The sequence below is a fragment of the Alkalihalophilus lindianensis genome (genome assembly GCF_032843265.1).
Classification (GTDB): Bacteria; Bacillota; Bacilli; order Bacillales; family Bacillaceae_D; genus Alkalihalophilus; species Alkalihalophilus lindianensis.
In genome coordinates this window covers 1-254 of sequence record NZ_JAWJBA010000675.1, presented here as the reverse complement: position 1 = coordinate 254, position 254 = coordinate 1, and the positions used below count along the sequence as shown (strand labels likewise).

Genomic DNA, 254 nt, shown 5'->3' with positions numbered 1-254 from the left:
ATTTTAACATTCGCCTTGCGCTGGCCATTGAGACAGCATGCCAGCGGCTCTGTGACAACTGCTTGTTCAAAGGAAACATGGTCCGGAATTTTCACCAAATTTCCAGATGCCAATGCCGTCCTTGGAATCCTGACATATTCCGCAAAGCCGCCATCGTACTCATAACCAATTGCCGTACGGTTTGCGCAAACATTTTCTCTGCCATTCAAGCAGTAATAACATTTTCCACATGGAATAACCGGCATAACTCCGAC

At 46.5% G+C, this 254-nt stretch carries 1 protein-coding gene; it reads right to left on the bottom strand.

Annotated features, from left to right (window positions below):
• A partial coding sequence (locus RYX56_RS23865; protein WP_317124322.1) for an alcohol dehydrogenase catalytic domain-containing protein occupies positions 1-254 on the bottom strand: 254 nt, incomplete at both ends.